General features: G+C 27.8%; 24 protein-coding genes. 6 read left to right on the top strand and 18 right to left on the bottom strand.

Annotation, left to right across the window (positions count from 1 at the left end; all coding sequences use genetic code 11):
* Positions 1 to 9: 9 nt before the first annotated feature.
* The 9 genes from uvrA to BLV71_RS17930 form a co-directional block, all read right to left on the bottom strand.
* Positions 10 to 2,799, bottom strand: coding sequence for an excinuclease ABC subunit UvrA (gene uvrA / locus BLV71_RS17965; RefSeq protein ID WP_093871873.1), 2,790 nt, complete (start codon positions 2,797 to 2,799; stop codon positions 10 to 12).
* Between the two features lie 146 nt (positions 2,800 to 2,945).
* Positions 2,946 to 3,647: a hypothetical protein gene (locus BLV71_RS17960; protein WP_093871872.1), complete on the bottom strand. Its 702-nt coding sequence runs from the start codon at positions 3,645 to 3,647 to the stop codon at positions 2,946 to 2,948.
* Positions 3,648 to 4,024: 377 nt separating this feature from the next.
* Positions 4,025 to 4,384 carry a glycoside hydrolase family 18 protein gene (locus tag BLV71_RS18770; RefSeq protein WP_218131780.1) on the bottom strand — a complete coding sequence of 120 codons (360 nt, stop codon included), beginning with the start codon at positions 4,382 to 4,384 and terminating at the stop codon, positions 4,025 to 4,027.
* A 12-nt stretch (positions 4,385 to 4,396) separates the two neighbouring features.
* Entirely contained in the window at positions 4,397 to 4,888 is a 492-nt protein-coding gene (locus BLV71_RS18765; protein ID WP_218131779.1) for a glycoside hydrolase family 18 protein, read from the bottom strand.
* Between the two features lie 365 nt (positions 4,889 to 5,253).
* Positions 5,254 to 6,324, bottom strand: coding sequence for a linear amide C-N hydrolase (locus BLV71_RS17950; RefSeq protein ID WP_093871871.1), 1,071 nt, complete (start codon positions 6,322 to 6,324; stop codon positions 5,254 to 5,256).
* Between the two features lie 77 nt (positions 6,325 to 6,401).
* A complete protein-coding gene (locus BLV71_RS17945; RefSeq protein WP_093871870.1) occupies positions 6,402 to 6,833 on the bottom strand; it encodes a hypothetical protein in 432 nt (143 codons plus the stop codon).
* 260 nt (positions 6,834 to 7,093) lie between these two features.
* A complete protein-coding gene (locus BLV71_RS17940; RefSeq protein WP_093871869.1) occupies positions 7,094 to 7,840 on the bottom strand; it encodes a LytR/AlgR family response regulator transcription factor in 747 nt (248 codons plus the stop codon).
* A gap of 2 nt (positions 7,841 to 7,842) precedes the next feature.
* Positions 7,843 to 9,567 (bottom strand): tetratricopeptide repeat-containing sensor histidine kinase, encoded by a 1,725-nt coding sequence (locus BLV71_RS17935; protein WP_255405266.1) that lies wholly within the window; start codon positions 9,565 to 9,567, stop codon positions 7,843 to 7,845.
* Between the two features lie 21 nt (positions 9,568 to 9,588).
* A complete protein-coding gene (locus BLV71_RS17930; RefSeq protein WP_143032818.1) occupies positions 9,589 to 10,089 on the bottom strand; it encodes a hypothetical protein in 501 nt (166 codons plus the stop codon).
* Between the two features lie 298 nt (positions 10,090 to 10,387).
* Here BLV71_RS17930 and BLV71_RS17925 point away from each other — a divergent pair, with 298 nt between their 5' ends.
* On the top strand, positions 10,388 to 10,972 hold the full coding sequence (locus BLV71_RS17925; protein ID WP_093871867.1) for an RNA polymerase sigma factor: 585 nt from the start codon (positions 10,388 to 10,390) through the stop codon (positions 10,970 to 10,972).
* A gap of 417 nt (positions 10,973 to 11,389) precedes the next feature.
* Here the strand turns inward: BLV71_RS17925 and BLV71_RS17920 are convergent, their stop codons facing one another.
* The gene (locus BLV71_RS17920; RefSeq protein ID WP_093871866.1) at positions 11,390 to 12,262 is read right to left on the bottom strand and encodes a M57 family metalloprotease; all 873 of its coding nucleotides are present in this window, start codon (positions 12,260 to 12,262) and stop codon (positions 11,390 to 11,392) included.
* A 140-nt stretch (positions 12,263 to 12,402) separates the two neighbouring features.
* Complete coding sequence (gene nth / locus BLV71_RS17915) at positions 12,403 to 13,038, bottom strand: endonuclease III domain-containing protein (RefSeq protein ID WP_093871865.1); 636 nt, start codon at positions 13,036 to 13,038, stop codon at positions 12,403 to 12,405.
* A gap of 123 nt (positions 13,039 to 13,161) precedes the next feature.
* Between nth and bcp the strand changes: the two genes are divergently transcribed.
* Positions 13,162 to 13,617, top strand: coding sequence for a thioredoxin-dependent thiol peroxidase (gene bcp / locus BLV71_RS17910; RefSeq protein WP_093871864.1), 456 nt, complete (start codon positions 13,162 to 13,164; stop codon positions 13,615 to 13,617).
* On the opposite strand, the gene BLV71_RS17905 is transcribed toward bcp, so the two are convergent.
* Both BLV71_RS17905 and BLV71_RS17900 read right to left on the bottom strand, forming a co-directional pair.
* Positions 13,614 to 14,237, bottom strand: a complete 624-nt coding sequence (locus BLV71_RS17905) for a response regulator transcription factor (RefSeq protein ID WP_093871863.1) — start codon at positions 14,235 to 14,237, stop codon at positions 13,614 to 13,616. The two genes, bcp and BLV71_RS17905, sit on opposite strands and share 4 nt — an antisense overlap.
* Entirely contained in the window at positions 14,224 to 16,038 is a 1,815-nt protein-coding gene (locus tag BLV71_RS17900; RefSeq protein WP_093871862.1) for a sensor histidine kinase, read from the bottom strand. Before BLV71_RS17900 ends, BLV71_RS17905 begins: the two co-directional genes overlap by 14 nt.
* Before the next feature lie 165 nt (positions 16,039 to 16,203).
* On the opposite strand from BLV71_RS17900, the gene BLV71_RS17895 reads away from it, so the two are divergent.
* The gene (locus tag BLV71_RS17895; protein WP_093871861.1) at positions 16,204 to 17,232 is read left to right on the top strand and encodes a lipid A-modifier LpxR family protein; all 1,029 of its coding nucleotides are present in this window, start codon (positions 16,204 to 16,206) and stop codon (positions 17,230 to 17,232) included.
* Positions 17,233 to 17,243: 11 nt separating this feature from the next.
* Positions 17,244 to 17,513 carry a response regulator transcription factor gene (locus BLV71_RS17890; RefSeq protein ID WP_093871860.1) on the top strand — a complete coding sequence of 90 codons (270 nt, stop codon included), beginning with the start codon at positions 17,244 to 17,246 and terminating at the stop codon, positions 17,511 to 17,513.
* A 3-nt stretch (positions 17,514 to 17,516) separates the two neighbouring features.
* Here BLV71_RS17890 and BLV71_RS17885 read toward each other — a convergent pair whose 3' ends face one another.
* The 5 genes from BLV71_RS17885 to BLV71_RS17865 form a co-directional block, all read right to left on the bottom strand.
* Positions 17,517 to 18,413 (bottom strand): sterol desaturase family protein, encoded by an 897-nt coding sequence (locus BLV71_RS17885; protein WP_093871859.1) that lies wholly within the window; start codon positions 18,411 to 18,413, stop codon positions 17,517 to 17,519.
* Positions 18,414 to 18,489: 76 nt separating this feature from the next.
* A complete protein-coding gene (locus BLV71_RS17880) occupies positions 18,490 to 19,128 on the bottom strand; it encodes an alpha/beta hydrolase (RefSeq protein WP_093871858.1) in 639 nt (212 codons plus the stop codon).
* A gap of 3 nt (positions 19,129 to 19,131) precedes the next feature.
* Positions 19,132 to 19,461 carry a hypothetical protein gene (locus BLV71_RS17875; RefSeq protein WP_093871857.1) on the bottom strand — a complete coding sequence of 110 codons (330 nt, stop codon included), beginning with the start codon at positions 19,459 to 19,461 and terminating at the stop codon, positions 19,132 to 19,134.
* 2 nt (positions 19,462 to 19,463) lie between these two features.
* On the bottom strand, positions 19,464 to 20,723 hold the full coding sequence (locus BLV71_RS17870) for a dihydroorotase (protein WP_093871856.1): 1,260 nt from the start codon (positions 20,721 to 20,723) through the stop codon (positions 19,464 to 19,466).
* The gene (locus BLV71_RS17865; RefSeq protein ID WP_093871855.1) at positions 20,720 to 22,669 is read right to left on the bottom strand and encodes a BatA domain-containing protein; all 1,950 of its coding nucleotides are present in this window, start codon (positions 22,667 to 22,669) and stop codon (positions 20,720 to 20,722) included. The genes BLV71_RS17870 and BLV71_RS17865 overlap by 4 nt, the downstream gene beginning before the upstream one ends.
* Before the next feature lie 122 nt (positions 22,670 to 22,791).
* Here BLV71_RS17865 and BLV71_RS17860 point away from each other — a divergent pair, with 122 nt between their 5' ends.
* On the top strand, positions 22,792 to 23,457 hold the full coding sequence (locus tag BLV71_RS17860) for a methyltransferase domain-containing protein (protein ID WP_255405265.1): 666 nt from the start codon (positions 22,792 to 22,794) through the stop codon (positions 23,455 to 23,457).
* The gene (gene bshC, locus BLV71_RS17855) at positions 23,458 to 25,050 is read left to right on the top strand and encodes a bacillithiol biosynthesis cysteine-adding enzyme BshC (protein WP_093871854.1); all 1,593 of its coding nucleotides are present in this window, start codon (positions 23,458 to 23,460) and stop codon (positions 25,048 to 25,050) included.
* The last annotated feature ends 25 nt before the right edge of the window (positions 25,051 to 25,075 follow it).

Raw genomic sequence — 25,075 nt, 5'->3', positions numbered from 1 at the left:
TTTTTAATATTAAATTATTTTCTCTTTAAGGTATTTTGAAGTATATGATTTTTTGTTTTTAACTAGTTCTTCAGGGGTGCCAGAAAAAATTAAATTACCGCCATTTTTTCCACCTTCTAAACCAAGGTCAATTATGTAATCTGCGCATTTTATTAATTCAATATTATGTTCAATTACAATAATAGAATGACCTCTTTCAATCAAGGCATTAAATGAGTTTAAGAGTTTTTTAATATCATGAAAATGTAAACCAGTCGTAGGTTCATCAAAAATAAATAATGCTTTATCTTTTGTGGTTCCTTTTACTAAAAATGAAGCCAGTTTTATACGCTGTGCTTCACCACCAGAAAGTGTTGAAGATGATTGACCTAATTGTACATATCCTAAACCAACATCTTGTAAAGGTTTTAACTTTCTTGCTATTTTAGGTTGGTTAAATTCTGTAAAAAAAGATACAGCATCATCAATTGTTAGGTTTAAAATATCATCAATATTTTTTTCTTCAAAAGTAACTTCTAAAACCTCTTTTTTAAATCGTTTACCATTACATGCTTCACACTGTAAGTGAACATCAGCCATAAATTGCATTTCAATGGTAACTTCACCTTCACCTTTACAAACTTCACAACGACCACCTTCTACATTAAAAGAGAAGTGTTTAGGTTGATAGTTTCTAATTTTTGAAAGTTTTTGTGAAGATAATAGTTTACGAATATCGTCATATGCTTTTATATAAGTAACAGGATTTGAGCGAGATGATCGACCAATAGGGTTCTGATCAATAAATTCAATATGTTTTAGTGTTTCAAAACTTCCTTTAACCTCAGTATGTTGCCCTAGTTTATTACCATATCCTATTAATTTTTTTTGCATAGCAGGATATAGTATTTTTTTTACTAAAGTACTTTTACCACTACCTGATACTCCTGTAATTACAGTAAGATTATTTAAAGGGAAAGAAACATCAATATTTTTTAAGTTATTTTCTCTAGCTCCAATAATATCTATAGTATTTTTTGATACTCTTCGCTTTTTAGGTATTTCAATAGTTAACTTTTCAGATAAATATTGAGCAGTTAATGAGTTCGAGTTTAAAAGCTCTTTGTAAGTACCTTCTGCAACTACATTACCTCCAAAGGTACCAGCTTCCGGACCAATATCAATAATATAATCGGCCTCCTTCATGATATCTTCATCATGCTCAACAACAATAACAGTATTTCCTAAGTCACGTAGATTTTTTAGTACTTTAATAAGTCGTTCGGTGTCTTTGGGATGTAATCCAATACTAGGTTCATCTAAAATATACATGGAACCAACTAAACTACTTCCTAAAGAGGTAGCCAGGTTAATTCGTTGACTTTCTCCTCCTGAAAGAGTATTTGATGTTCTATTTAAAGTTAGATAGTTTAATCCAACATCTTGTAAAAATTGAAGTCTGTTATTGATTTCAGTAAGTAAACGCTTCCCAATTTTTTCTTCGTACTTATTAAGCTTTATAGTGCTAAAAAAACTTGCAAGTTCATCTAATGGTAAAGAAACTAATTCTGAAATGGTCTTATTATATACTTTTACATAGTTTGTTTCTTTACGTAATCGTTTTCCGTTACATTCGGTACAAGTTGTTTTACCTCTGTAACGAGATAACATAACTCTGTTTTGAATTTTATAACTTTTTTCTTCTAAGGTTTTGAATAAGTGGTGTATACCGTTAAATTTTGAGGTTCCATTCCACACTAACTCCTTTTGTTCATCAGTAAGTTCAAACCAAGGTTTATGAATAGGTATATTAAAATCAGCTGCATTTAATATTAAAGCTTCTTTATATTTTTTATAACTATCGGTTTTAAAAGCAAAAATGGCATCTTCGTATATAGATAAACCAGTATTAGGAATAACTAGTTCTTCATCAATTCCTATAACGTTTCCATAACCTTCACAGGTTGGACATGCTCCATACGGATTATTAAAGCTAAAAAAATGAGTATTAGGCTCTAAAAAGGTGATTCCATCTAATTCAAATTTATTACTAAAAGACGTTGTTTCATTGGTAGACATGTCGTCAACAAAACAGATTCCTTTTCCTTCAAAAAAAGCAGTTTGAATTGCATCAGCTAATCGATTGTAAAAATCTTCTTCGTGCTTTACAACAACTCTATCAATAACTAAAAAAAAATCATTTCCTTTAAAGGTTTTAATCGGAAAATCATCAATTCGATACACTTCGTTATTATATTTTAAACGAGCATATCCTTGTTGCATTAGTACTTGTAAAACAGTTTCTATTTTACGGTCTTTACTTATGGTTATAGGAGCTAGTAAAAGTAATTTACTACGTTCTTCAAACTTTTTTATAAAATTTAAAACATCAGTAACTGTATGTTTTTTTACTTCTTTGCCAGAAACAGGAGAAAATGTTTTACCAATACGAGCATATAGTAGTTTAATATAATCGTAAATCTCTGTTGAGGTTCCTACTGTTGATCTTGGATTGGTAGAGTTTACTTTTTGCTCAATAGCAATAGCAGGAGAAATCCCTTTAATATAATCTACTTTAGGTTTATGTAGTTTACCTAAAAACTGGCGTGCATAAGATGATAAGCTTTCTACATATCGCCTTTGGCCTTCAGCATATAAAGTATCAAAAGCTAAAGATGATTTACCAGATCCAGAAAGTCCAGTAATTACCACTAGTTTGTTACGAGGAATTACAACATCTATATCTTTTAAATTATGGAGTTTAGCTCCTTTTATTATGATATTTTCCTTTGGATTTATAGTAGAAAGATCTCTTTTCATTTTAGGCTAAAAAATAAGCGATAAAAATACGGCTTTCTTAAATAAGAAAAGAAGTAATGGATAAAAGAGTTTATCTTTTTGAAGATAAAAACTTCCTTTACAAATAAAGGTAAAGGAAGTTTAAAGTTTTAATATTGAATATAGAACTACTTAGTTATCGTAAAAGTATATCCAGCAACTGGTCTAACTGTTGAGTAGATAGTTGTAGAAACATTATATGTTTGTCCACGTTTTAAAAACTCAATAGTTGATACAACTTTTATTCCTTGAGCTGGATCGTTACGGTCAAGTTGAGCAATACCAACTTGTCTTCCTTCTCCAAAAGTTGATCCTTCACGAATAATCATCCATGAATTATAATATCCAAAACCAAGAGGATTGGAGTCAAATTTATAAAAAGAAGTTACAGATTTTATTTCGTGAGAAATGTGAGTACAAGCTGACAATCTTAAATCTATTGGTGATCCAAAGAAAATTTTAGCAGATGTTACAACAATTTTTACATTATCACTATAATGAGGAGCATAAGCTAAAACATAATTGTTTTTTGTAAAATCTATTGCATCGCTAGCAATTTCAGCATTAAAGTCTCCTTTACCACTATGAAATTGTCTTATAATTGGTTCTACATTAGGAGTGATTTCGTTTAAATATAACATTAAATAACCTCCAGTAGAAGATCCTGAGTCTGGTCGTTCAACATGACATTTTAAGCTTTTAACCCCAGTCAATTTAATATTTGAAATAGCTGTTTTCCATATTTGATCAACTTTTACATATTGTTCAGCAAGTAAAGATTGATTATTGATACTTTCAACTTTAGGTAATTCTTGGATTTCTGTACTCATGATGTTTAAGTTTAATAATTTGTTCCCATTGGTAAGGTTTCGGGGATAGTACCTCGTTTGTTATAGTAGTTTCTGAACTCTACTTTTAGGTTAGTTTTGAAAATGATTTATAGCGCTATTGATCATTTTCTAAGAGAGTAGCTTTACAATCTATGTAACCAAAGTTAAAGTGTAATACACGGGTTTACAATACTTGCTTCCCCTGAAAGTTGTACAAGGGAATTGGTTATTTTGCATAGGGGTTTTTCCTTAAAGAGAACTAACCATAAGTTAACTAGTATTTTATAATGGAATATGTGCCATGAAAAAACCTGTTCTATATTTTAAGTTATAGAACAGGTTAAGATTGGTGTCGAGTAATTTAAAAAAGTTTAAAATTAAGCGATGGGTGTTTTAATTTTAAGGGCTTGACCTATTTTTTCGGCCCAAACTCCATCTTTATCACTTGAGAATTGCCAATTCATCATCCCACCCAGAATACCATTTTGTTGAATCGGTTCTATAACTTCTGTAATGATTTCATCTATAAGCATATATCCAGAACCTGCATCTCTAGGTGTTACAGGTAAACCAATCATGATTTTTTCGGGGCTTAAACCTGCAAGTTTTGAAAATTGCCAATATGAAGTTACAATTTGGTTTGGGTTAGAGCTCCATGGAGGATTATTGTAAAATTGAACATTTAACCAATCAATAGAGTTTCCTACTTGTTGCATTATTTTTACGTAACCGTCCATACCACTTCCAATTTATAAATAAGGAGGTTGTGGTGCGTGAGTAATTAAATATTGGGAACTTGGTAATTCTGATCGTAATGCTTGAGTTAAGTTAACTAAAAAGGCAACACCGTCATAATTAGCATTTCCCATAAAAGAAGCAGTATCTTCAAAATCTATATCAATTCCATCAAGATTATTATTTTTTATAAAATCAGCAATTGATATTGCTAATTCTTTTTCATGCCCAGCTATCTTACTATAAGCAACAGAAGACATTTCTCCACCTCCAAAGGAAATAAGAACTTTTTGTCCATTTGCTTTTAGCTTTGCAATTGCATTTTTTGTTGTTTGTGTTAATTCAGGTGGGGAAGTAGAAGCAGCAATACCACCTGCTAATTGCAAGGATAGCGGATTGCTTTCAGAAGTATACAAGAAAGATAAAATAATATCAGTGTAAGGAAGGTTAACTGCATGTTCTAAAGGAATTGATCCATTATTGTAATAGCTGATTAGTTTTGACATAGTTTTAGTTTTATAATTTAAATTTTATCTATTTCTTAAATAATAGATGAGCATAAATAATCGTTATTATTTATTGGTGTTTTGTTTAAGTGTGCTTATTTAAAAGTAATTACTATTATGTTAAGAATTTAATAAGGTTCTTTAAGTGATATGTTTTTGTGTTTAAATGATAGGATGAAAAGTATGAGAGATGGTTAGAGAAGAATTTAGTAATGATATAAAAACCTGTTCTATAAAGTATTAATATAGAACAGGCAACTACTAAATTATGTAACAGTTGTTACGAATTTATTATTTTCCATTTATTAAACTGTTTTTAATGAATAAAAAATAGATTAAATTTTCTTAGTAATATATATAATGTATTAGGCTAGAATTAATTCTGAAGCAAAAGGATCAAGAGTTTTTATAAAATTTTCATTTTGATATCCAAATAATTCATGGTTTATAAATTGGTGATCATCCTCAGAAATAACAACAAGTTTTGAAACGGTACTTGGAAATTTTTCAAGTTGATTTAAGTCTATATAAATTTCTCCCATTGTTCTAGTATTATAGAAATAATATTTGAGGTTGTTATGACAAGCAACTGTAGACCATAATGTTTGCGCAATATTTGGAAATTGAGTATTATTAGATTTGAAATTAACAGGAACTGATGCATTCATAACAACAGATTTAGATTGTGTTAAAGAGTCTGGAATATTCTTTGTTTCGTATAAATGATTTAAATAATATGATGCTCTTGCAAATCTATCTGAAGGAAATGGTCCACCAGGAAGTGTGTTACTTGGAAAGAAGTTTTTATCACTCCATTGCCAACGCCAAAATTGATTTAATTCAATTTGTTTAGCATATGAAGGTTCGTTGGTCATTACTCTAAATTCAGGGTTGTTATATATAAAATATTTGCCCTTATGAACTTCTATAATTGCTGAGTCACCGAATTTATCTGAAACAGCAAGGTGTAAAGCTGCAAGTTTATCAGAACCAGGAACTATTCCTCCAATTAGTTGAATTTGTGTTTGAGCACTTTCACTAAATGCAGCTACTACTTCTTTTACAGAACAACAAGTATCTAAAACAAATTGTACCCAACGTAACACGTCTAGGTTTTTACATGAGCTTCCGTCTTTTCGAGCATATTTAGCACTACTATCGTATAAAAGATTGGCTACTAACCCAGCTGAGTTTATACCGTCAGAAGCACCAAAAGGAGCTTTAGTGCCAACCATAGTAACAATACTATTATATTTAGCAGTCCATATTAGTGAATTTTCATTTTGAGGAGATGTTCCACTTTTAATTATTTCTTCTTCATTATTTACTTTGAATGCAAAAATTGTAGTAGGCATTTGAGTAGCCCAATCCATATTTCTAGCAGTTGTTAAATAATTGTTTTCTTTATTGAAATTGTTAAATATTCTTGTACACATAATTTTAATTTTTATAAATGAGAGTTAATAGGTTTAAGCCACTTCACTTTATTTAAAGTAGAATTACTTTAATTATTTTAAGAACAAATAATGAAGCTAGTGCCTCCAACATTACCGAAATGAGATTCAAATGATACACTTTTATCGCCAGAGGAGTTAACGGATTTCATCCCTCCACTTTTGTGGATATCTATCTCAAGGTTATTACCGTTTATGCATATAAGTAAACTAGCACCATCTGAAGTATAAGGAACTTCATTAACAATTTTTGGATCTATTTGTAAGTTTAATACTCCATTAGTACTTGAAACTCCAGTTGAATCTGTACTAATAGTCCTACTAATAATATTTAAACACTCTATCCCTTGATTTTGAAATCCTTGGACTTTTTCATTACTATTCATCTCAACCCATCCATTAACACCATAAGTTTTTACATGCTCTATATTAAAAGTTGTATTTTCTTTTTCTGTAATAAATTTAAAAGTTGTTTTTAAAAAATTTGACATGATTAATTATTTAATTGGTTATTCCTACTCATAAGGCTTTTCAGATTTCGCCTCGTTTTTTATAGTAGTTTCTGAACTCTACATTTGAATAAATAGAAAATTAGAAATAGCGCTAGTTTTAATTTCTGATCTAAAATTAGATTTTAAGCAAGAGTGATTTTGAAAAGATGTTGTGAATAGATTTTTCAGTGTTGTGAAACATAAAAAAAGAGGCATGTGAAAATGCCTCTTATAATTAAAAAAGAAAAAGTGTAAGAAAACTATTTCAAAATAGAAAAGTTGTTAATTAAGTCTTTATACTTAGCACTAAACGTAATCTTATGATTGTTTTTAAGGAGTAGTAAGTTGTCAGCAGTAACTATTTGTTCTATAGAGTTTATGTTTACTACATATTTACGATGTATTTGTTGAAACACTGCTGTGTTTATATACTTTAGTATTTTAGCTAGCGAAATTTGAATCACAAATTTTTCAAGTTCTGTAATAATAGAGCAATACCTATTGTCTACTTCAATATATATTATAGAAGATAAAAGTACTTTTTTTAAAGCACTTCTTTTTTTTATAAATAAATAGTCTTTAGTAACTACTGTATCTTGGTTTGTACTTGCAAAAACATTTGTTTGTTCGTAAAACTTTTCAATAGCCATTTCAATAGCATATAAAACCTCTAATTCGTTAAAGGGCTTTAATAAAAAACGAAAAGGTTTGGTTAATTTGGCACGTTCAAATATTTGGCGATCTTTGGAAGACGTTAAAAAAATAAAAGGTTTTAAGGCATTTGGAACGGTAGAAATAGTTTCTGCAAAGGTTATTCCTTCAGGATTTTCTCCTAAAAATATATCAATTATAACTAAATCTACAGGGAGTTTGTAAAATAGCGTAAGTGCTTTTTGGTAATTTTCGGCAATACCAGAAACTGTATACCCGTTCTTTTCCAGAGTACTTTTAAGTTCAGAAGAAACTTCTACATCATCTTCAATAATTAAAATATTTATATTCTCCATGTTTAAACAGATTTTGGGAACGAGATAATCATTTTAGTGCCTTTATTTAAAGTACTTTCTATTTTAAAAAGCCCATTATTTTTTAGTATAAGTGTTTTACATAATTGTAACCCTAAACCAGTACCAATCTCTTCTTTGTTTTTCTTTTTACTGAGTAACGAAGTGTCTTTTAATAATTCAGTTATAATTTCTTTACTTATACCCTCACCTGTATCTTCAATTACTAAGTTTTCGAAATCTTGATTTTCTGAATACGAGTAAATAGAGATTTTGGCATTTAATTCACTAAATTTAATAGCATTGTCTAATAAATTTCGAATGATAATTTTTAAAGAATCTAAATCAGCTAAAATAAAAGACCCAGGAGGTGTTTTATTATTAAATGTAATGTTTTTATTATCAAATAAAGGTTGGTAATTGAAAGCAACTTGTTGTGTAACAGAAAATAAATCGATTGATTCTATATTGAAATACAATTGTTTTGTTTGTATAGTAGCCCAATTTAACAAGTTTTCTAATAAATTATAAGAGCTATTAGCGATAGCTGCATTTTTAGTAACGATAGTATCTAAAACACTGTAGTTTCTATTTTGTATTTCATGCAAAAGTTTTGAGTTACTTTTTTGTAAAAGATTAACTGATGATCGTAAATCATGACTAACAATAGAAAAAAGTTTGTCTTTAGTATTATTTAAAGCGTTTAGTTCTTCTTTTTGAGAAGCGATTATTTTATGAGATTTTTTTTGTTGTATATAAAAGTAAATTCCTCCGAATAAAATGAGTAATAATAAAATTGAAGTAAGTATAAAACCGTTTCTTTGAAGGGCTTTAATTTTATTTTCTGAGGTTAAGAAATTTATTTCTTTTTGTTTCTGATTTACAGCTAATTTTTTTTCAAATTGAGCAGTTTTCCATATTCTATCTTGGTTATTTAATGAATCTTTCCATTTGTCATATTCTTTTCTGTAAACTAAAGCTTTAATAATATCTTTTCGGTTCTCTTCTACAACTGCCATATTTTTTGCAGTTTTTCGTTTTATTTCATAGTTAGTTGTTGTTTTTGAAAGCAAAAAGGCTTTCTCAAAATAAGGAATTGCCAAATCGTCTTTATATTGAGCATAATATAAATTAGCAGTATTTGTATATGCTTCAATAATTTCTTGAGGGTTGTTTTTTTTACGTACGTCATTTAAAAATTTAGATACATATACTTCGGCATTTTTATAATCTTTGAGGTGTATATAGCAAACTCCAATATCATTTATAATGGAGGGACGATATAGTTCATTAATTATAGAAAACTCTTTACTTTCAATCTTTTTTAAATAAGAAAGTGCTTTTTGAAAGTTTTTTTGTTCTAGATAAATACCGCTTAAGGCATACAATACCTTGTCATAAAAAAAGAACTGAGGTGTTACTTTTTTAAGTTCTTTTTGAGCTTCTTTAAAAAGATTTTTTTTCATAAAACTATGTCCTCTCATGTATCTAAAGTAATTAGAGTTTTGTAAGGAAGTAGAATTAATAAATGCTTTTGAAGAGCTTACAATAACAGAATCCCATTGTTTGTGTTTAAAAAAAATACTAGTACCCTTTAATAGAGAAGATGTTGAATTTAAGCTATCAATTTTTTTGAAAAAATAAGAATGATTTTTTATTGATGATTCTTGTGAAACTATCGTATAGTAACAAAGAAACGAAAGTAGTACTAACGTTTTTTTTAGATACATTTTTGGGGATATTAAAAAGTATTAGGTGTTACTAGTTTTTACTACTGTTTCTGTTCCTCTAGATGTTTCAGGATCAATATTCCAAACAAAAGTTTGCACTACTTTAATGTTTTCTAAAGAAATTCCTTTTGGGAAGTTCTTAGTTTCTTCAGTACTAAAGTCTATTTTATAAGCTTTATATCTGCCCTTATTACTTTCTTTATCATTATTTAATTTTTTTATTACTTCTTCAGAACAGTAAATAAAGAATTGTAATTTACAATTACCAAAGTTGCTGATAGAAAAAAGTTGTTTAATTTTTACAACTTCAAGAGGAATTTGTGATTCTACAAAAATAAGAGCCTTAACAGTTATTGCATTTCCATTAAACTCAGCTTCAACTAATGAAGGTAAAGGTTGATTAAATTTATTATCAAAAGTTATTTCACCAGAAGAAAGTGGAGTTTTGATACTTGTATCTGGTATACAAGTGCCTGGAGGGTAAATGAGATTATCAATTTCATTAATGCCTGAGTTGATCATACTGTTTTGTTTTTTATAATATGTTACAAAGTAAACTATAAATTTAAGTAACATTTTAGTTAAATACAATGATTAAGAAAAAGAAAAATAAAGAGATAAATATGAGTAGTTTATTCAAATAATTACAAGAAATTAAATAAAATATCAAATAATATTTGTATTTCTACATAAAAAATTTAATATTTGTAACTCATTATTAATCAATATTTAAAGCCTATACAGCAGAATTACTTTTAAAAATAGTTAACACCCCTTAACCAAAAAGAAATATTCATATTTCTTTTATAAAAGTAATCGTATGGACAAATATGTAGTTGTAGATAGCACTTTAGTTAAAGAATATATTAATGGAAATGAGCATGCTATTGAAATATTGATTAAACGTCACCAACAAAGATTATATAGTTTTATATATAGTAAAATTCAAAACAGAGACTCGACAGAAGATATTTTTCAGGATACTTTTATTAAAGTTATAAAAACTTTAAAAAAAGGTAATTATAATGAAGAAGGTAAGTTTTTGCCATGGGTTATGCGTATAGCGCATAACTTAGTTATTGACTTTTTTAGAAAAAGCAATAGGATGCCAAAATTTAATAATTCTGATGAATTTGATATTTTTTCTATTATTAGTGATGGTTCTTTAAATATTGAAAATAAAATAATAAAAGAACAGATTTTAGATGATGTAAAAGTATTAATAGAAGAATTACCAGAAGAGCAAAAAGAGGTTTTGGTAATGCGTATATATAACGATATGAGTTTTAATGAAATATCAGAAAATACAGGAGTAAGTATTAACACTGCACTAGGAAGAATGAGATATGCATTAATTAACTTAAGGAAGATAGTTGAAAAAAATAATATTATTTTAATAAATTAAACAATAAAGTAAAAAAGAAGACGTTAAGTATTTGAAAACAAACGATAAAAGTATAATAATACATGACGCAAATTTACTCAAATAAGTCTTCGGACTCTAAAATGAAACCTAAAAAAGAAACAATTCAATTTTTGATTGACTTTTCCAAATCGTTAAAAGTAGTTAAGACTAAATCAAACCATCTCATTGAATTGAATTTGAATTAAGAGTGGAAAAAGCTCAATCTTAAATGATTGAGCTTTTTTTATATGCTAAGTTATTCAGTTAATAAATTAAGCATAGAAGTAACCCAATTTATATAAAGATTATATGTCTGTTGTTTTGTCTTTATTAAATTAATTGATAATTTTATGTTTATGAAAAAAAGGAACCATTAAAATGGTTCCTTTTTAAATTAGATTTGTTAAAAGACTCTTTTTAATAAATATACTCTAAAGCGATTTTGTCATAATTACTTAATTCCCCTTGAACATGAGAAGGAAAACAAGCATTCATAATAGAGTTACTATCATTACTTGCTCCTGCTGTACCTGGAATATATACAGCACCAGCTGAGCCTGCAGATTCCCCAGATTGGCGACATGATTGTCTTGTATTCCAATCTGTATGTCTTAAACCTATGGCATGACCAATTTCATGTGTCATTAAACCTTCTATTATTTGTGTGTCATTTGAGTTATTAGCTCCTTGATTAATTCTTACCCAATGTCCTGGCAATCCGTTGTTTTGTGGGAAATTTGCTCTACCTCTAATTCCATCTGCAGGAACATCATTTGTATCTGTTGTACGATAAACTACAATATCGCTACTTGAAAATTGAGTACTAAATACTAATTGCATGTTAATGCTTGAATTTAAGTTGTTGAAATTGTTTACAGCATACTGTAGTCCAGTTCTTGCAGTAGAACTTAAAGCATTAACTCCACCAGTGTAACCAACAACTTTAATTGTTGAAGGAGAACTTACTAAGTTATATGTTCGATACTGCCTTTTTGAGCTTGTACTAGATTTTGATTGTTGTGTTCCAATTTTCATTAATTCTTCATGAGAAATTGTTACATCTCCTTCAACTTCATATAGCTTTTCTGTTTTTCCGTCAAGTGATTTGAATGTGACGGTTTTAATATAGTCAACATTTAAATTGACTTCTTTTAATTTGTTAATTACTTCTATAGAAATTTCGTCATCCTCTGTTAAATTAGGATCGTTTACATTTCCATCATTGTTACATGAGTTTAGTGTTGCAAGCGCTAGAAGTACACCTGCTGTTTTTAAATAAATACGTTTCATTTGTGTTAAAATTTAATTAAATGTTTCGTAAATATTGTAAAAGTTAATGACAAAGAGCTGTTATCTTAACTATTTATTAATGAGCTGTTTAAAATGATACAAGTTTGGTTTAAATGTTAATTTTTTGCTAATGAAAATTTTTATTTTAAAACAGATTTTCTTCCTATAGTTTTTGTAATAATGTCATTTTCTACTTTCCACCCTCTTGCAGGTGAATATTCTCTACCATAATAAATAATTTGTAGGTGTAATTTATTCCATAACTCTTTTGGGAATAATCTTTTTGCATCTTTTTCGGTTTGCGCTACATTTTTTCCATTAGTTAAATTCCATCTGTACATTAGACGATGAATATGAGTATCAACAGGAAAAGCAGGAATATTAAATGCTTGAGCCATTACAACACTTGCAGTTTTATGGCCAACAGCAGGCAACTCTTCAAGGTCTTCAAAACTTATAGGAACCTTACCGTTGTGTTTGTTAATTAAAATTTCAGATAAACCATGTATTCCTTTTGATTTCATAGGAGACAATCCTACAGGTTTTATGATGTCTCTAATTTGATCAATAGTTAGTTTTACCATATCATATGGATTATCTGCTTTTTCAAAAAGCAAGGGAGTAATAGTATTCACTCTAGCATCAGTACTTTGAGCAGACATTAATACGGCTATTAATAAAGTATAAGGATCTTTATGATCTAATGGAATTGGCGTTTCAGGATATAACTCTTCTAAAGTGTCAATAACAAACTGTACTTTTTCTGCTTTATTCATTTTATAGTAACTATTAAATTAAAGTAACCAAAGGTACAAAGTGTTTAAATAATATACTTGCTTCATTTTAGGGTTTTATTTTTAGACTTTGTAACTTGCATACTTTAAAAATGAAATAATAATATGACTACAATAAAGAAAGGAGACGCTGCTCCAAATTTTGAATCAAAAGATGAAAAAGGGAATGTAATAAAGTTAGCAGATTATGCAGGTAAAAAACTAGTATTGTTTTTTTATCCAAAGGCAAGTACGCCAGGTTGTACAGCAGAAGCATGTAATTTACGTGATAATTATGAAACTTTTATTGCTAAGGGATATGCTATTTTAGGAGTAAGTGCAGATAGTGCTAAGCGTCAACAAAATTGGATTAATAAGCATGAACTACCATTTCCGTTGTTAGTTGATGAAGAAAAAGAAGTAATTAATGCTTTTGGTGTTTGGGGACCAAAAAAGTTTATGGGGAAAGAATATGATGGAATTCATAGAACTACTTTTATTATTGATGAAAAAGGAATTATCGAAGATGTTATTTTAAAAGTAAAAACAAAAGATCATACGAATCAAATTTTACAAGATTAGGGTAAAATTAATCCATTTTTGATTCCATAACGTATAAGTTCAGGAGTATTATTTGTATTTGTAATTTCAAATAGTTCTCGTTTATGAGATTTTAAAGAGTTTTCAGAAATATATAAAATTTTTGAAAGCTCTTTTTCATTCTTATTCGAATGATCATATAAAGCCCTCAATACCTCAATTTTTCGTTTGGTAAAAGAAGTATTACCAATAATAATTTTTGAAGTATTCTTTTTTAATATATTAAAGTTATTGTCTGTTAGTGTTTGTAAAATTATAGGTTTAAAATTTCTTAAATCTGAATCTTTGCCAACAAATTGGTCAATCCCTTTTTCAGTTGCTTCTTGTTTGGTTAAATTGTTGTTTAGTGTAGTTAATAAGATAATTTTAAAATCATCTCTGTTTAACCTTATCTTATCAATATAGTTTAAAGAGCTAGATCCATTAAAGTTTACATCTAAAATTAAAACATCTAAAACACTTGTATTTGTGTAATTTATAAGATTTTCAATGGAATAAAATGTCGCTTTTACATTAAATTCATTATCTAGTTCTATACTGTCTTTTAAAGCTTCACAAAAAAAACGATTATCATCAGCAATAACAATATTAATTTTCTTCATTTTTGGGTATTTTAATAACAAAAGAACTTCCGTGATTTTTAGTAGAATTAATTTCTAAAGTACCTTTCATTTCTTCTATTCTAGCTTTTATATTTTTTAAACCATAAGAGTTTAATTTTTCATTATTAATATTAAAACCAATACCGTTATCTATTACTTCTAATATAATATTATTTTTTTGATACAGGCTAACATGTATTTCAGTTGCTTTTGAATACTTAATAGCATTTGTAATTAATTCTGATAAAATTCTATATAAATGTACACATTTGTGTTGTGAAATTTCTGTGTTTTTAAATGAGAAATGGGGTTTTATAACATTATTAGATACTTTATTTATTTTATCACAAAACTCAATTAAATTGTCTATAAAATTTTCTGAATTAATTTTAGGAGAGTATAAGCTATTCAAGAGATAGCGATATTCATTATAAAAGGAATCTAAAACTTCTTGAACTTTTTCAGGAGTATTCTCAGATTTTTGAAGTAAACGCAGTTTTAAAGCTTCTAAATACCCACCAAAACTATCATGCACATTACTTAATAATTTATTACGTTCATTTTGTTGAATTTCAATAGTTTTATTTTGAAAGTTATATTTTAACTCATCACTAATTTTTTTTAATTGTGTGTATTTTTTTTGAGATTTAATAACTGAACTAAAAATATATCTAGTAAAACACAAAATTTCAATTACCAAGGCTATATAAAAAATGTTGGCAGTTCCATAAATCCACCAATTGCTATCAGTATTTTTTGGGTTAATACCTTGTGATAGTATAAGACTAATAATAGGTAAAGCAAAGGCAAAGATTAAATAACTTGGAATTCTTTTTTTTCTAACGAGATATATGTGATTAATAAACCATATAAGTATTATTATTTTTAAAATAACCCAAACATATATGTATAGGTTCATCATACCTCCTGCAAAATATTTGTATATGTAAAGTATGATAAGTGGAATTGTAAGATAGGTTCCCCATTTAAAAATGTTTTTAGAAAGAACTTCTCTTTTTGAAAAAGTATAAAACTTCATGTAGAAATATCCCATGCAAAATACAGCAATGGTTTGGCTTAAACTTCTTATGTTTTTAGTTACAAAAGAATAGTCTGACCATATAAATTGAATACCTAAACCTTTGCCAGCAAGAAACTCTATGATCATACATAAAATGTAAACAGCGTAAAAAAGTACACTATATTCCTTTTTAAGTATTGAAAAGTAAAGTAAAATTATAATCATTGAGGTTAAGAAAGCCAGAAATAAACCAAATTGAATGTATTCTAATTGAGTTCTTTTTAAAAATTGATTCTTAGTTTCTAAATGGAATTCAAGTCGAGTTCTACTGCCTCCATTTTTAATGTTTAATACTGCCTCAGTATTCTTAAAAGAATTTGTAGGAATTACCCATGTTGGGTGTCTATAAAAAAAGAATTTATAAGGAAACTCTTTAAAATAAGAAATTTGATGTAAAGCTGTAATTGAGTCTGAATTATTTAAGTAAAGCTTTCCATAAGAAATATAAGAAGAAGAAAGAGTTAGGTAATAATCTTCATTTGATTTTTTTACAGGAATATTAAACCACCAATTTTTATTTCCTAGTTTTTTATATATGTGGTTTATTTTTTCTTTACGGAAATTATTATTCTTGAAATTAGAGACTACTTCATGTATAGTTAATTCTTTTTTTGAAGAAACAACTTCTATTTTGTTATAAATAGAAATACTATCTTTTTGTTGAGAAAAAGTAAACAAAAAGAAAAAAAGTAGAGTAGTAGTTAGTAGCTTAGTGATCATAATTTTATTAAAAACACCATACTAAAGTATGATATTTTTATTTGAAACATCAATTAATTTTGTATTAATATTTACAATGTTGTTGAATAAGCTTTAAACATACTTATTTTTTTAAGTATTAAAATAAATAAGTAATTTAATGTATTTAAAAATATTAGGTAGGTTATGTGTAAAAAAATATATTTATGTTTCGCATTTTTGATAGTTGTTTCTTTCACATTAAAGTCACAAAACAAAGAGAAATCAATTAATTCATCAGGATTTAGTTTTGCTATAGATGAAGACTTTTTTGTAAAACCATTAGGATTAAATAAAGATAGAAATTATACTTTAGGATTCCATTTCTCTAATTTTAATTCAAAATGGAACTCTATTTTTTCTAAGACTTTAAAAATTCCCAAAGCTGAAAATAATCTTCTTCCTTCTGAGTTTTCTCTTGATGTAGTTGCATTTACCCCAAACATAATAAGTAAAGAAGAAATTCAATACAATGATAGACCTTATTCAAACGTGCTTTTTTTATCTCTTAAAAGACATGGGTTGAATAAAGAAAATACGGAATATTATTCAAAAACTTTATATGTAGGTCTTTTAGGTTCAGGAATCGCTAATTATTTTCAAACTGCAATTCATAGAGCAATGGGATCAGTAGAACCAGAAGGTTGGCATAATCAAATATCTGATGGTGGAGAACCTACAATATTATATACAAGGAAAAGAATGAATTTGCTTCCTTTTAATACCCGATTATTTCAAATGTATCATGGATACACCTATAACTTATTTTATATAACTGGTATTACTTATAATTTAGGATTTAGATTTGGTTGTTTCAATAAAGAGAGTTGGTCAGATGATATGTCAAATTTTGTTGGTAGCGCATCAACTAAAAAGAACAGAGTAACTTTAAAGAAAAGAAAGAAAGAAGTTTACTTATACGCGAATTTAAATACGAATTTGAATGTATATAATGCCTCCTTGCATGGTCAATTTCGAGAAACAAATTATAGGTTGCCATATTCTAAAACTGGTTTTTTAACTATAGATACAAGTTTAGGGCTTGCTTTCTCTTTAGGAAAAGCAACTTTATCTGTATATCATAAGTTACGTTCTCCAGAGATTTGGGATGTAAATTATAAGTATTGGCACAATTGGGGAGGAATATCTCTAGTGTATGAATGTAGTAGTAATTAAAAAGTAAAAAGATGAACGATAGCATAGAAGCACCAATAAAGGAAGAAGAAATAGTGTTTAGAAAAGAAAATGAAGAGCGATATAAATCATTAACTTGTAAAGAGAAAGAAGTTTTTGAATTGGTTATAAAAGGGAATTCAACAAAACAAATCTCTGAAATGCTTTTTATAGCCTCAAATACAGTTTCAACCCATAGAAAAAGAATAAAAGAAAAGTTAGAGTTATTTAGCTCTTCTGATTGGTTTAAATATGCGATAGCGTTTGAAATCCCTGTATTCTAAAAACTAAAGATCTTTTTGTAGTTCTTTACTTGTTTTGGTACTACCATCATGACTCCATCCAGGAGGCATAAAAACATATTTTAAACGAGTTGATAAAGGTAGTTTTTTCTTACGAACAAAAAAGTCTTTGAAGATCTCTTTCCATTCGTGTAAAACTATATTAATAGGACCTTTATCTTCTATTTCTGATGTTAATCCATATTTTATTTTTTCATATTCAGTTTCTTTTTCCTCAGCTTTAAAAGTACCAAACATTCTGTCCCAAATAATTAATACCATTCCCATATTCTTATCTAGGTATTTTGTATTAGAAGCATGATGAACTCTATGATGAGAAGGTGTTACAAAAATATAACCCCATAAGCCTAATTTACTTTTGATAAAATTAGTGTGACACAGAGTTCCATAATTTTGATTCATTGCATAGGCAAACATAATATGTAAAGGCTCAATACCTACAAAAGCTAGAGGTAAAAAGAACATATAACGAAATAAAGGTTGAAAAACTGGAGATCTAAACCCTGTTGAAATATTATAAAATTCTGAATTATGATGAGTTACGTGTACAGCCCAGAAAAAACGAGAATGATGATCTACATAATGATGAATGTAGTATAAAAAGTCTTGCCCAATAAAAGCAAGAAGCCAATAAACTGTTGGGTTTTCCCAGGTTATAAAACGATACTTAAAGCATAATCCCATTACTAAAAACGAAAAGGTTTTCATTAAAAGATCTAAGCTAAAATTAGCCAATGCAAAATATACATTAGTTGCAGTATCTTTAAATTCATAATTTTTTGCTTTAGCTTTATAGCTAAAGTACATTTCTATTAAAATTATTAGAATAAAAAAAGGTGCACTCCAAAAGTACAGTGTATCTTGGTTTAATATATCAAACATCGTTTTGAGAAAATTTATGCAAAAATATTGTATTTTTCTGGGTAAAAACTGACATTAGTCATGTTTTAACACTTGGTTATAATCTTTTTAAGATCCACTCTTTAAAACTATAAAAGTTTTGAGGAGCAACTCCATGTCCAACTGGATATTCAGAATACTCATTCTTTAAATTATTTTTTGTTAAAAATAAAGGTGCTTTTCTAGCCCAATCAACAGGTAAAACTTGATCTACAGTTCCATGTGATATATAGTAGTCTGTTTGTATGTTGTTGCTAAGTTCATTAGGTAATAACTCATCATTTATATAACCACTTAAAGCAATTACATGTTGAACTTTGTTTGGTGAATTTAAACTTACTGCATAACTTAAAATAGCACCTTGACTAAAACCTAATAAAAACGTTTTATCTGGATTTGTAGTATACTTAGCTTTTATTTCATCAATAAAATCAGTTATTTTAGTTACTGATTCTTTAGCTTCAGGTATATCAGAGAATTTACCACCACTTGCATCAAGGTTTATGGCATACCATGCATACCCACCAAACCCCATATCATGAGGAGCTCTAGCGCTAACTATAAGGAATTCATCAGGTAATTCTTCAGCAAATGAAAATAAATCTTGTTCATTACTACCATATCCATGTAGTAATAGCAACAAAGGAGGGTTGTCAACTTTGTTTTTAGGCTCTCTAACTATATAGTGTAAACTCATTAATTATATTGATTTAAATTGGTTTTGGAAAAACTCTCCAACAATAGGAACTATTTTTTTTTCTCCTTTTAAAACACCTATAAAACTAATGATCCAAAGAACAATTATTACAATGTTAATGCACCAGCCTGTAAAACCTCCAAGAAATTTATACACTAACCATCCATTTAGGATAGAAGCTAAATGAATTCCCATCATTTGTCGAATATAAAAACTGGCAAATGGATTTTTCTTATTATTATTTAAAACTAAAGCTATTAATGTACCAATAATCCAAAAATGACTTATGATTGCATTCGTTTTTCCTTCTTCCATAATACTTAGATTACTCATTTTTATGAATTTAATATTAATTGCTTATTATTAAAAATACCGTAAATTTTACCTCTTAATTTTTTATTCAAAAAAACACTATTCTTAGAAGTAGAAAGTATGTTATTTTTTGTAAAAGTATATTCTCCATTTGGAGTAAATAAAGATAAATTGGCTCTTTCGTTTTCTTTAATGGTATTCAATTTAATTTGAAAACGTTCTTTAGGGTTTTTAGATAAGCAATTGGTAATTGTTTCTAAATCTAAAATTGTGTTTAGAGCTCCAAAAGCACTCTCTAAACCTATAGTACCATCCTTTGCAATAGAGAATTCTACTTTTTTATGCTCTATATCTATAGGGTTGTGATCAGTGGTAATTATATCAATAATTCCATCTCTTACTCCTTTTACTAAAGCTTTCACATCTTTTTTGGTTCTAAGAGGTGGATTCACTTTTTTATTTCCATCAAAACCATGTAGTTCATCATCAGTTAAAAGTAAATTATGAACAGCAACACTACAACTTACATCTAATCCTTTCTTTTTAGCCTCTTTGATTAGCTTTACAGATTTCTCTGTTGTAATTGTTGGGATGTGTAATTTACCTCCAGTGTACTCTAATAAAAATAAATCACGAGCTACTTGCATTTCTTCTGCAAGGCTAGGGATACCTTTTAAACCTAAGGTGGTGCTATTTACACCTTCATTGGCAACACCATCTCCAGCAATAGCTTTGTTTTTTGGGAAACTTAAAACTAAACCATTAAAATTTTGAGCATACAATAATGCTATTTTTAATAAGTTATCATTATTAATAGGCTTATTATAGTCTCCAAATGCAACAGCTCCCGATTGTTGCATGTCATATAGTTCAGCCATTTCAATACCCTTGCTTTGTTGTGTTAAAGTTCCAATAGGGTATAGGTTTGTGGCAAAATTAGTAGCCTTATTTATTAAAAATTCAACTGAAGCTTTATTTTCAGTAACAGGGTTGGTATTTGGGTTTACGGCTATTTCAGTAAAACCACTTTTTGCAGCTACTTCTAAACCATGTTTAATGGTTTCTCTCTCTTCATATCCTGGTTCTCCCAAGGAAACACTTGTATCAAACCACCCAGTAGAAACATGCAAGTTATCTAGTTTAACGGTTTTGTATTCTTTTTGATTAGGTATGTTGTTATCAATTTTAGTAATTGTTCCGTTAGTAATTAAAATATCTTTTACTTGATTGTTAAACGGACTTGAAGTGTCTATAATTGTAGCCGATTTTAGCAGCGTTGTCATGGTTTGAAGAATTTTAATATCAAAATTTCAAGAAGCAAAGATACAATGGAAAGTATTAAAAACCATTTCCAAAGCCATTGAACTTCATTTTTTTTATGAATACTACGTAGGGTATCTTTAACAGATGTTGATATAATACTATTATTATTTTGTAAATCAACTATACTTTTTAGCGTTAAATAATTTAGTAAACTTTCTTTTTTATTGTAATTGAAAGCTATACTTTTTAGGGTGTCCTTTTGTTGGGAAATATAGTTGAAACCAGCTTTTAAAGGTTGATTATTAGTTGTAATTCGAATTTTGTTTTGATATACTTGTTGTAAAGGAATAAATGAATTATTTTCATTATTAATAGCTAACACAACCTCTTTTCCTAATTGTTTATTAATATCAATGTTATTTTTTTTATTAACTATATAATACAATTTAGATAGCTGTAAACTTTGTTTTCCCATATTATAAAAAAGTGGGACAATTAAAGGTGAGTTTGTAAAATTACTATTGCTTCTTAGTAAAGGTGCAGCTATCCAAAAAACACTAGCTTTTGGTAAATTTACTTGAGATACAAAAGGAGTATTATTTTCAAAAAATAATATGTTACTAGAGTTTTTTAGTAAAGAAGAATATGAACTAACAGTATTAGGGTATTGAAAATTACTAACTTTTTTTTCAAAAACATTTTTAAAAATAGGATGTTTAAAATTTACACTTGTTATTTTTAAGCTATCGGTATTTTTCTCTAGAATACGACCAATACCTAACTTTTTAAATAATTTATTATAAGATGTAATAGAAATGTTTTTACTTGGAATTATAGTTAAATCACCTCCTTTGTTTAAATAATCAAGTAAGCTAGTAATTAGAGTTTCAGGTAAATTTTCAATTTCATTTAAAATGATGAGTTGTTGTTTTGGAATTGCATTATAGTTTATATTCTTAATAGATGATTGTAGAAAGTTAAATTCATCTTTTGTATAAATTTTATTTAGAAAAGATGTTTGTTCTCCAATAGATAGAACGTTAATTTTTTCGTTGGTAACTAATGAAAAATAATAAGAATTATCAAAAGAAAAAGCATCTTTAAAATTTAATAGGACCTTACCTAAAAACTCAGGTGTTTTTTGAATAGAAAAAACTACTTTTTGGATACTATCTTCTTTAATATTAAAAGTTTGCTTATTAATAAGTTTTTTATTTTTGTATATAGCAATAGGAATATTGTTTTTAGCGATTCCTTGGTTACGTATTAAAATATTGATTTCAAAATTAGAAGAGTTAGTATCGTTTACAGATATACTATCAATAGAAAGATTTTCCTTTAATTGAGGAGTTAATTGTACATAAGAAGTGCTTTCATTAAAATTCTTAAAAACATCTTCTGATGAGTTTTGAAAATCTGAAATTATAATACTTTTGTTAATCGAATTATGTGTTGTTTTTTCAGTAGAAATTTTCAAAAAAACATCTTTTAAAGTTTTCTCTTCAGATGTGTTTTCAATTTTTAATAAAATGTCTTTTAGTTCAGAAGCAGTTTTATTTTGATGAAAGTTATTGTTAGTTTGTAATGAGTATGTTGCTTTCTCAGATAAATTTTCTATTAACTCTTGTATTGCAACTTTTAATAAATCTCCCTTATTTCCTTCAGTGTTTGTGCTAAGTGAGTTATCTAAATATAAAAAGAAGTGTTCTTGCTTATCAGCTTTTTTATTACTAAAATATGGTTGAGAAAAAGCTAAAATTATACAACATAATAATAAAAGTCGTGTAGCTAAAATTAGCCATTTCTTAATGCGTGAACTTTTACGTGTTTGTAAAACTAGTTTTTGTAAAAAGGCTACATTAGTAAAAGGAACCTTTACAAATTTTTGTAATTGAAATAGATGCACTAAAATTGGAATAATTAAAAGTGCTAAAAAGTATAGAATCTCAGGATGTTTAAATTGCATATTTTTCTAAAAACCAATTGTAAAAATAACTAAAATCCTTCTTACAAAAACAAACAAGTTAAAAATATGTTAGAAGAGCTAATGATTTTCGACCAAAGATTAAATTTTACTATTTTTGAAGTATGACTACAAAAGAAAGTGATTGTAAGATTTCAGAACCTATAAACTTAAAAAAACATTGGAACTCTGCATACATAAATAAAGGAACTGATGAACTTGGTTGGTATGAAAGGAGTGCTCAAAAAACTATCGATTTAATTAACAAAACAGGGGTTTCCAAAGGAGCATCTATATTAAATGTTGGAGTAGGCACTTCTGTTATTATTGATGAATTATTAGAAGAAGGATTCACAAATTTAATAGCTAATGATTTTTCTGATGAGGCACTAACTAAAGTTAAAAGCAGATTAAATGGTAAAGCGGAGGAAGTTATGTTTATTGCAGATGATTTGTTGAATGCAACTACATTAAATAAGCTAACAGATATTGAAGTTTGGAATGATAGAGCTGTTTTACACTTTTTTTTAAAGGAAGATGAACAAACAACTTATTTTAATTTGCTAAAGCAAGTTGTAAAACAAAATGGTTTTGTAATTATAGCTGTTTTTTCATTGGATGGAGCTAAAAAATGTTGTGGATTGCCTTTGCAATTATACGATGAGAAAATGTTGCAAGAAAAATTAGGAAAAGATTTCAAGTTAATAGAAAGTTTTAAACACACTTTTATAAACCCTAATGGTGGTGAAAGACCTTATGTTTATACATTGTTTCAAAGAATAAATAAGTAAATGAAAACGACACAAATACCATTTAAAAATACAGGTTTTTTCTCTAAAACAATGATTGATTACTTAGAGGAAGATAAACAAACAAAACCATTTTATGGTAACTTTCCTTCTGTTAAAGGATTGGAAAAACAATTAGATGTTAAAAAAGATTCAATTAAAGAAAAAACAAGAAAAGTTTTAGTGAATGTTTTAAAACAACAATACAAAAAAGTTAAAACATCTGAATTAACCCTACACAATATTGATAAATTACAATTAGGAAATACTTTTACTATCACTACTGGTCATCAATTAAATTTATTTACTGGACCGTTATATTTTTTGTACAAAATAATATCTACGATTAATTTATGTGAAGAATTAACTTCGAAGTTTCCTGAAAATAATTTTGTGCCTGTTTATTGGATGGCAACAGAAGATCATGATTTCGAAGAGATTAACTATTTTAATTTTAAAGGGAAAAAAGTGCGATGGAATAGTGATCAAACTGGTGGGGTAGGTCGTTTTTCAACTGAAGGACTTGATGAAGTATTGAATGTGTTTTCTAATCATTTAGGGAACTCTAAAAAAGCTCAGTATTTAAAGGAGCTTTTTGAAGAAGCATACGTTAATCATTTAAATTTAGCAGATGCTACTCGATATATAGCGAATGAGTTGTTTGGGGAGTACGGGTTGGTAATTTTAGATGCCGATGAACGAGAGTTAAAGCGAGAGTTTATACCTTATATAACTAAGGAGCTAAAAGAACAAGTGTCTTTTAGGAAAGTTAATGAAACCATAAAAGAATTAGGTAAGAATTACAAGGTACAGGTAAACCCTAGAGAGATTAATTTATTTTATTTGACTGAAGGTGTTCGAGAGCGAATTATATTTAAAAATGGAGTATACACTGTAAATAATACCGATATATCATGGGATTTAGATAGTTTAGAATTACATTTAAAAGAATGTCCAGAATGTTTTTCTCCTAACGTAATTATGCGTCCACTATACCAAGAGGTAATTTTACCTAATCTTTGTTATATTGGTGGTGGGGGAGAGTTAGCATATTGGTTTCAACTTAAACAATATTTTGAAGAAGTTGAAGTGCCTTTTCCAATATTATTATTGCGTAATTCAGTGCAAGTTTTATCAAAAAAACAAGCTAACAAATTAGAGAAATTAAATGTCACTATTGAGGAATTATTTGTTAAACAAAATGAGTTATTAAAGAAAAAGGTAACTGAAAAATCTGATGTGTCATTTGATTTTGATAAACAGAAAGAGTTCTTAGAAAAACAATTTAATGATTTAAGAGACATTGCAAAAAGCACGGATGTTTCTTTTGTTGGAGCTGTAAATGCTCAAGAAAAAAAACAGCTAAAAGGGCTCGTTAACTTAGAAAAACGTTTGTTACGTGCTGAAAAACGAAAACAATATGATTTAGTACAAAGAATAACTGAATTACAAAGTGAAATATTGCCAAATTTAAGTTTAGAAGAACGCCAACGTAATTTCTCAGAATATTATTTAGAGTATGGAAATAGCTTTATTAAATATTTAAAAGAAAACTTACATCCTCTAGATTTACAGTTTACTGTGATGACTATTTAATGTGAAGTTTCTTATTTGAGTTTGT

The sequence above is a fragment of the Tenacibaculum sp. MAR_2010_89 genome (genome assembly GCF_900105985.1).
In the GTDB taxonomy this organism is placed as follows: Bacteria; Bacteroidota; Bacteroidia; order Flavobacteriales; family Flavobacteriaceae; genus Polaribacter; species Polaribacter halocynthiae.
This window is presented reverse-complemented; position numbering and strand designations above follow the sequence as displayed.

Excerpts from the sequence above, each read along its gene's own strand:
- uvrA (WP_093871873.1), bottom strand. The coding sequence starts at position 2,799 with ATGAAAAGAGATCTTTCTACTATAAATCCAAAGGAAAATATCATAATA.
- BLV71_RS17960 (WP_093871872.1), bottom strand. The coding sequence starts at position 3,647 with ATGAGTACAGAAATCCAAGAATTACCTAAAGTTGAAAGTATCAATAAT.
- BLV71_RS18770 (WP_218131780.1), bottom strand. The coding sequence starts at position 4,384 with ATGGACGGTTACGTAAAAATAATGCAACAAGTAGGAAACTCTATTGAT.
- BLV71_RS18765 (WP_218131779.1), bottom strand. The coding sequence starts at position 4,888 with ATGTCAAAACTAATCAGCTATTACAATAATGGATCAATTCCTTTAGAA.
- BLV71_RS17950 (WP_093871871.1), bottom strand. The coding sequence starts at position 6,324 with ATGTGTACAAGAATATTTAACAATTTCAATAAAGAAAACAATTATTTA.
- BLV71_RS17945 (WP_093871870.1), bottom strand. The coding sequence starts at position 6,833 with ATGTCAAATTTTTTAAAAACAACTTTTAAATTTATTACAGAAAAAGAA.
- BLV71_RS17940 (WP_093871869.1), bottom strand. The coding sequence starts at position 7,840 with ATGGAGAATATAAATATTTTAATTATTGAAGATGATGTAGAAGTTTCT.
- BLV71_RS17935 (WP_255405266.1), bottom strand. The coding sequence starts at position 9,567 with ATGTATCTAAAAAAAACGTTAGTACTACTTTCGTTTCTTTGTTACTAT.
- BLV71_RS17930 (WP_143032818.1), bottom strand. The coding sequence starts at position 10,089 with ATGATCAACTCAGGCATTAATGAAATTGATAATCTCATTTACCCTCCA.
- BLV71_RS17925 (WP_093871867.1), top strand. The coding sequence starts at position 10,388 with ATGGACAAATATGTAGTTGTAGATAGCACTTTAGTTAAAGAATATATT.
- BLV71_RS17920 (WP_093871866.1), bottom strand. The coding sequence starts at position 12,262 with ATGAAACGTATTTATTTAAAAACAGCAGGTGTACTTCTAGCGCTTGCA.
- nth (WP_093871865.1), bottom strand. The coding sequence starts at position 13,038 with ATGAATAAAGCAGAAAAAGTACAGTTTGTTATTGACACTTTAGAAGAG.
- bcp (WP_093871864.1), top strand. The coding sequence starts at position 13,162 with ATGACTACAATAAAGAAAGGAGACGCTGCTCCAAATTTTGAATCAAAA.
- BLV71_RS17905 (WP_093871863.1), bottom strand. The coding sequence starts at position 14,237 with ATGAAGAAAATTAATATTGTTATTGCTGATGATAATCGTTTTTTTTGT.
- BLV71_RS17900 (WP_093871862.1), bottom strand. The coding sequence starts at position 16,038 with ATGATCACTAAGCTACTAACTACTACTCTACTTTTTTTCTTTTTGTTT.
- BLV71_RS17895 (WP_093871861.1), top strand. The coding sequence starts at position 16,204 with ATGTGTAAAAAAATATATTTATGTTTCGCATTTTTGATAGTTGTTTCT.
- BLV71_RS17890 (WP_093871860.1), top strand. The coding sequence starts at position 17,244 with ATGAACGATAGCATAGAAGCACCAATAAAGGAAGAAGAAATAGTGTTT.
- BLV71_RS17885 (WP_093871859.1), bottom strand. The coding sequence starts at position 18,413 with ATGTTTGATATATTAAACCAAGATACACTGTACTTTTGGAGTGCACCT.
- BLV71_RS17880 (WP_093871858.1), bottom strand. The coding sequence starts at position 19,128 with ATGAGTTTACACTATATAGTTAGAGAGCCTAAAAACAAAGTTGACAAC.
- BLV71_RS17875 (WP_093871857.1), bottom strand. The coding sequence starts at position 19,461 with ATGAGTAATCTAAGTATTATGGAAGAAGGAAAAACGAATGCAATCATA.
- BLV71_RS17870 (WP_093871856.1), bottom strand. The coding sequence starts at position 20,723 with ATGACAACGCTGCTAAAATCGGCTACAATTATAGACACTTCAAGTCCG.
- BLV71_RS17865 (WP_093871855.1), bottom strand. The coding sequence starts at position 22,669 with ATGCAATTTAAACATCCTGAGATTCTATACTTTTTAGCACTTTTAATT.
- BLV71_RS17860 (WP_255405265.1), top strand. The coding sequence starts at position 22,792 with ATGACTACAAAAGAAAGTGATTGTAAGATTTCAGAACCTATAAACTTA.
- bshC (WP_093871854.1), top strand. The coding sequence starts at position 23,458 with ATGAAAACGACACAAATACCATTTAAAAATACAGGTTTTTTCTCTAAA.